At 68.0% G+C, this 6619-nt stretch carries 5 protein-coding genes and 1 rRNA gene (1 of these 6 only partly in view); 5 read left to right on the forward strand and 1 reads right to left on the reverse strand.

The annotated features are described in order from the left end of the window. Positions 1-90 precede the first annotated feature (90 nt). From OOK40_RS01505 to OOK40_RS01515, 3 genes are all read left to right on the forward strand, one after another. Entirely contained in the window at positions 91-1068 is a 978-nt protein-coding gene (locus OOK40_RS01505) for a cation diffusion facilitator family transporter (protein ID WP_266475896.1), read from the forward strand. Between the two features lie 283 nt (positions 1069-1351). Beyond that, positions 1352-2809 carry an adenosylhomocysteinase gene (gene ahcY, locus OOK40_RS01510; protein WP_266475898.1) on the forward strand — a complete coding sequence of 486 codons (1458 nt, stop codon included), beginning with the start codon at positions 1352-1354 and terminating at the stop codon, positions 2807-2809. Between the two features lie 203 nt (positions 2810-3012). After that, positions 3013-3627, forward strand: a complete 615-nt coding sequence (locus OOK40_RS01515) for a hypothetical protein (protein WP_266475901.1) — start codon at positions 3013-3015, stop codon at positions 3625-3627. A gap of 49 nt (positions 3628-3676) precedes the next feature. On the opposite strand, the gene OOK40_RS01520 is transcribed toward OOK40_RS01515, so the two are convergent. Further along, positions 3677-4753, reverse strand: a complete 1077-nt coding sequence (locus OOK40_RS01520; protein ID WP_266475903.1) for an RDD family protein — start codon at positions 4751-4753, stop codon at positions 3677-3679. 122 nt (positions 4754-4875) lie between these two features. Between OOK40_RS01520 and OOK40_RS01525 the strand changes: the two genes are divergently transcribed. Then, entirely contained in the window at positions 4876-5883 is a 1008-nt protein-coding gene (locus tag OOK40_RS01525; RefSeq protein WP_266475904.1) for a stage II sporulation protein M, read from the forward strand. A gap of 586 nt (positions 5884-6469) precedes the next feature. Beyond that, a 16S ribosomal RNA gene (locus OOK40_RS01530) occupies positions 6470-6619 on the forward strand; it runs 1375 nt beyond the window's last position.

Raw genomic sequence — 6619 nt, forward strand, 5'->3', positions numbered from 1 at the left:
AATGGCGCACCGTAAAGGACGGGCAAAGCCCGAAACGGCGTACGGCGCGCGGCGTACGGCACGGGGCATACGAAGGGACTGCAGGAACAGATGAGCGCTTCAGGCGGAACAAGGGCGATCGTGGCGGCACTTGCCGCCAACCTCGCGATCGCGGTGGCGAAGTTCGTGGCGTTCCTCTTCAGTGGCTCGTCATCGATGCTCGCCGAATCCGTTCACTCGGTCGCCGACTCCGGAAACCAGGGCCTCCTGCTGCTCGGCGGCAAGAAGGCCCAGCGCGAGGCCACCCCGCAGCACCCCTTCGGCTACGGGCGCGAGCGCTACATCTACGCCTTCCTCGTCTCCATCGTGCTCTTCTCGGTCGGCGGCATGTTCGCGATCTACGAGGGCTACGAGAAGATCAAGCACCCGCACGAGATCGAGGCCTGGTACTGGCCGGTCGGCGTACTCATCTTCGCGATCATCGCCGAGTCCTTCTCCTTCCGTACGGCCATCAAGGAGTCCAACGAGACGCGCGGCGCGCTCTCCTGGACGGAGTTCGTCCGCCGGGCGAAGGCCCCGGAACTGCCCGTCGTCCTGCTCGAGGACCTGGGCGCGCTGGTCGGTCTGGTCCTGGCGCTCGGCGGCGTCGGCATCGCCCTGGCCACGGGCAACGGCGTCTGGGACGGCATCGGCACGCTCTGCATCGGCATCCTGCTGATCGTGATCGCGCTCGTCCTGGCGGCCGAGACGAAGTCGCTGCTGCTGGGCGAGGCCGCGGGCATCGACGACATCGAGAAGATCAAGGCGGCGGCCGTGGACGGTGAAGGCGTCACCGGCATCATCCACATGCGTACGCTCCACCTCGGCCCGGAGGAACTGCTGGTCGCCGCGAAGATCGCGGTACAGCACGACGACACGGCCGCCCAGGTCGCCAACGCGATCAACGCCGCCGAGGACCGTATCCGCGCCGCCGTACCCATCGCGCGCGTGATCTACCTGGAGCCCGACATCTACAGCGAGTCCGCCGCCGCGGCGGGCATCAACCCGGCCAAGTCCCCCGGCGGCCCCACCCCGGACGCCGCCCACTGAGCCTCGTGGGACCGCGCGGACCCGACGATCGGCTCGGTGAGAAAGCGATGTGACCGGATCCCGGCCCCGGGCGGGCTGGGGTACGCCGCGTCGATCGGTGTAGATTCGTGACCAGAGTCAGACGTCGCTGCTGATGGCGGTCGGGCGGTCCCCTAGCCGGGACCGGCCGAGGGAGAGAGGGCCTCCGACGGACTGCAATGCGAGCGCCCGGGCATTCCTGTGTCCGCCGCCGCAGAGCCAGCCGTACCCACACCCTCGACCCACACCACGAGGAGCAGCTCGCATGTCGACTGTCGCCACTGGCCAGGACTTCAAGGTCGCCGACCTTTCCCTCGCCGCTTTCGGCCGCAAGGAGATCACTCTCGCCGAGCACGAAATGCCCGGCCTGATGTCGATCCGCAAGGAGTACGCCGCCAGCCGGCCGCTGGCGGGTGCCCGCATCACCGGCTCCCTGCACATGACCGTGCAGACCGCCGTACTGATCGAGACCCTGGTCGCCCTCGGCGCCGAGGTCCGCTGGGCGTCGTGCAACATCTTCTCCACCCAGGACCACGCGGCCGCGGCCGTCGCGATCGGCCCGAACGGCACCCCGGAGGCCCCCCAGGGCATCCCGGTCTTCGCCTGGAAGGGCGAGACGCTCGAAGAGTACTGGTGGTGCACGGAGCAGGCGCTGACCTGGCCGAACACCCCCACCGCCGGCCCGAACATGATCCTCGACGACGGTGGCGACGCCACCCTCCTCGTCCACAAGGGCGTGGAGTTCGAGAAGGCGGGCGCGGCCCCGGACCCCTCGACCGCGGACAGCGATGAGTACTTCCACGTCCTCACCGTGCTGAACCGCACCATCGGCGAGTCCCCGCAGAAGTGGACCCAGCTGGCGTCGGAGATCCGCGGCGTCACCGAGGAGACCACGACCGGCGTGCACCGCCTGTACGAGATGCACCGTGACGGCAACCTCCTGTTCCCGGCGATCAACGTCAACGACGCCGTCACCAAGTCGAAGTTCGACAACAAGTACGGCTGCCGCCACTCCCTGATCGACGGCATCAACCGCGCCACCGACGTCCTGATCGGCGGCAAGACCGCCGTCGTGTGCGGGTACGGCGACGTGGGCAAGGGCTGCGCGGAGTCGCTGCGCGGGCAGGGCGCCCGGGTGATCGTCACGGAGATCGACCCGATCTGCGCGCTGCAGGCGGCCATGGACGGCTACCAGGTCGCCACGCTCGACGAGGTCGTCGACAAGGCCGACATCTTCGTCACGACCACTGGCAACAAGGACATCATCATGGCCGCGGACATGGCCAAGATGAAGCACCAGGCGATCGTGGGCAACATCGGCCACTTCGACAACGAGATCGACATGGCCGGCCTGGCGCAGATCCCGGGCATCGTCAAGGACGAGGTCAAGCCCCAGGTGCACACCTGGACCTTCGCGGACGGCAAGGTGCTGATCGTGCTGTCCGAGGGCCGCCTGCTGAACCTGGGCAACGCGACCGGTCACCCCTCGTTCGTGATGTCCAACAGCTTCGCGGACCAGACGCTGGCCCAGATCGAGCTGTTCACCAAGCCCGAGGAGTACCCGACCGACGTCTACGTGCTGCCCAAGCACCTCGACGAGAAGGTCGCCCGGCTCCACCTGGACGCGCTCGGCGTCAAGCTGACGACGCTCCGCCCTGAGCAGGCCTCCTACATCGGCGTCGAGGTCGACGGCCCGTACAAGTCCGACCACTACCGCTACTGATCGGCCGCTGCTGATCGGTCAGTGCTTCTGATTGGTCAGCGCCCGTGATCGGCTGCTGACATACCTCGGCAGCCCTCGGCGTCAGGCACCAGCGGTACCAGGCAGGCCCCCGCACCCCCGTGTCGGGGGCCTGCCCCATACGCTCCCCGAACGGCTCCGGCTCCACCGCACGAGCCTCACCGCACAAGGACACCTACGCCCCCATGCCCCGCGGCCGCTATTCGCTCCACGATCCGCACGATCACACCTCCCTCGGCGACGAACACTTCCAATGCGCCCCCGGCCCCTCCGGCTGGCGTTACGTCTCCCAGATCACCACCCCCTCGGGCGACCACGCCGGCTCCGTCGATCTCGCCCTCGACGAACTCGGCCGTCCCATCCGTCTCGAACTTCACGCCGGGAGCTGGCAGGTCCGCGGTGCCGCCATCGACGGCGTCACCTGGGTCCGTACCGACCCCACCGGCACTCATGCCACCGAAGGCAACGTCCGCGCCCATGCCTTCACCGGCAGTTCCCCCGCTTTCCTCGTCGCCACCGCACGTCTCCTGCGCCTCACCCCCGACTCCCCGGCGACGCGCGTACGCCTCGTCGCCTTCACGGATCCTGTCCTCGCCCCCCGCACACTCGATCAGTCCTGGGCCCTGATGAAGAGTGAAGCGCATGCCACTGACAATGGCCTCCTGACCGTGGACGAATACCAGGTCAGCGCCCTGGACACGGGGGAACAGCACGTCGTTCACATCGCCGGGGACGTGGTGCTCGCAGCCCCCGGCATCGAACTCGAAGACCTGGCGAGCCCGCCCTCGGTCTTCCCCTGACGGCGGCGGCCTGCGCGGGAAGGGGGACTGTGTCTATGGGCCCGGCGACCTACGCAGGCGGCGCGAACCCCGTGCCCTGCGGTCGCGGCTGCGGGGCCTCTGCCGCAGCACGGGACGACGGCCCCGGCGCCGGTTCGCCCGCGCTTGTCACCCCAAGCGGCCCAGCCGCCCAACCAGCTCCTGCAGTCGCGTCCCGCTCGGCGGCAGGCGCCGACCCCACCGCGCCCGGTGCCGCAAACCCCAGAGTCCCGGCGCCCACCCGGCCGGAGAGCGCCGCCTCTGCCGCCGCAGCGCCCGCCGCGATCGCGTCCGGACCGACCGCACCCGGCAGCCCCGCCCCCTGGGAGCTGCCACCGGCTGCTGCCCGCGTATTCGCCCCCGCCCGGAAAGCACGCCGCGCATCGCGCGCCTGCCGCTCGTTCACCACGGCCGCCAGGAACGCCGCCGGCGGCACCCCCTCCGGCGCCGGAGCCCCCGTGCACGCCACGAGATCGCCGGCCAGCCGCACCGCCATCGACCACTTCACGGCCGGGTCCAGCTGCCTCATCCGCGTCAGGTACTGACGTATCGCCAGCCACAGATCGTCCGGCACCGCCGACAGATCCAGCTCGGAGAATCGCCCCACCAGCCACGGCGGCGGAGGCGGCATCACCATCCCCCGCGAGGCAGGCACCCGCTCCCTTATTACCAGCGTGCCCGCGAACACATCCCCGATCCGCCGCCCCCTGGCCGACACCAGCGAGGCGATACAGGCGATGACCCCGAACGACATCAGGATCTCCACCACCCCCATCGCCCCGCGCACCAGCGCGTGCCGGAAGCGGATCGGCCCTCCGTCGTCACGCACCACCCGCAGCCCACAGGCGAGCTTCCCCAGCGAGCGCCCATGACTCAGCGTCTCCACGGCTATCGGCGCCCCGACCAGTACGAGCAGAAACGTCGCGATCGACACGGCCATCACCGCCGCCTCGTCCAGCGAGGCCGTCGCCACCGCGAGCCCGATCGACACCATGAGATAGACGGCGAACACGACCACAAGATCGATCGCGACAGCGAGTGCCCGGCTCGGCAGTTTCGCCGGCCGCAGCCCCAGTACGACCGCATCCCCTGTCACAAGCGCACTCACTGTTGCCCGCCCTTCGCCATCGACCTTCCCCGCCCCTTGATTCCTCAGTCTGCCAAGCTGACCCGCAGCGCGCCGCAGTAGTACGGACCGTACGCAACCATTGCCTGGAGCAGCAGCCGACCATGGACCTCGACGTCTTCGTGACCGCCCACCGTGCCGAGTGGGACCGCCTGGACCACCTCCTGCGCCGGGGACGCCACCTGACCGGCGCCGAGGCCGACGAACTGGTCGCCCTCTACCAGCGCACGGCGACCCATCTCTCCCTCATCCAGTCCAGCGCCCCGGACCCGATGCTGACGGGCAGGCTCACCCAGCTCGTCGCTCGCGCCCGCTCCACCGTGACCGGCACGCGCCGAGCCACCTGGCGCGACGCGGTCCGCTTCCTCACCGCCGGTTTCCCCGCGGCCGTCTACCGCTCACGGCACTGGTGGATACCCACCGCCGTCCTCTCCACGGTCCTCGCCGCGATCATCGGCTGGTGGATCGGCACGCACCCCGAAGTCCAGGCGACGATCGCCGCCCCGGACGAACTCCGCCAGCTCACACGTCCGGGTGGCGAGTACGAGACGTACTACTCCAGCCACCCCGCGGCCTCCTTCGCCGCCCAGGTCTGGACGAACAACGCCCAGGCCGCGGCCATGTGCCTGACGCTGGGCGCGTTCCTGTGCGTTCCGGTGATCTGGATCCTCTTCCTCAATGTGCTGAACCTGGGCGTCGGCATCGGCCTCATGTCGTCGGCGGGCCGCCTCGACACCTTCCTCGGCCTTGTCCTCCCGCACGGCCTGCTGGAACTGACGGCGGTCTTCGTCGCCGCGGGCACGGGCCTGCGCCTCGGCTGGACGGTCATCGACCCGGGCCCTCAATCCCGCCGTACAGCCCTCGCCCAACAGGGCCGCGCGGCGATCGGCATGGCCATCGGCCTCGCGCTTGTCCTGTTCGTGTCCGGGGTGATCGAAGGCTTCGTCACGCCTTCGGGCCTGCCGACCTGGGCGCGTATCGCCATCGGTATCGCTGCTGAGCTGGCCTTTCTGGCGTACGTCTACATCCTGGGCGGCCGAGCAGCCCGAGAGGGTTACACGGGCGACCTGGACGCAGCCGACCGCAGCGCCGAACTCCCGGCTGCCGCCTGATGTGCAAGCACCCCTTCTGACCTGCTAGTCTCCTCTCCGCCCACAAAACCGTTGACACGGCATGAGTGGGGAGGTAGATTCAAACGGTTGCCTGGAACTGGACAAGTTTCAGTGCGACCGCTAGTGTCTCTCTCGCTCTCAACGGAAATGTAATTTCCGCAGAGCCTTCCGATGTGAATCCAGATTGCAAGGTCGATTAGCTCGACCGAATTGCTTCTGATAAAGTCGGGTCAGTCGAAAGACGAAGGCCTTCCAACGGCCACTGGAATCGAATTCCTCACCGGAAACGGAACGGAAAAAGAGTCTGGTAGGGTTGGAAACGCAAGACCGAAGGGAAGCGCCCGGAGGAAAGCCCGTGAGGGTGAGTACGAAGGAAGCGTCCGTTCCTTGAGAACTCAACAGCGTGCCAAAAGTCAACGCCAGATTGACAACCCCGGCCCATTTCGGTGGGTTGAGGTTCCTTTGAAAGTCCTGTCGGCCCATGTGGCGGGCAGGCAAATGACACAGCGAGGACGCTGTGGATGACTGGTCTTATTCCGACCGGTTGTCCCGCTCTTGTGGTGTTCGACCCGATTACGGGTAAACATTCATGGAGAGTTTGATCCTGGCTCAGGACGAACGCTGGCGGCGTGCTTAACACATGCAAGTCGAACGATGAAGCCCTTCGGGGTGGATTAGTGGCGAACGGGTGAGTAACACGTGGGCAATCTGCCCTTCACTCTGGGACAAGCCCTGG

The organism is Streptomyces sp. NBC_01481 (assembly GCF_026339995.1).
GTDB lineage: Bacteria > Actinomycetota > Actinomycetes > Streptomycetales > Streptomycetaceae > Streptomyces.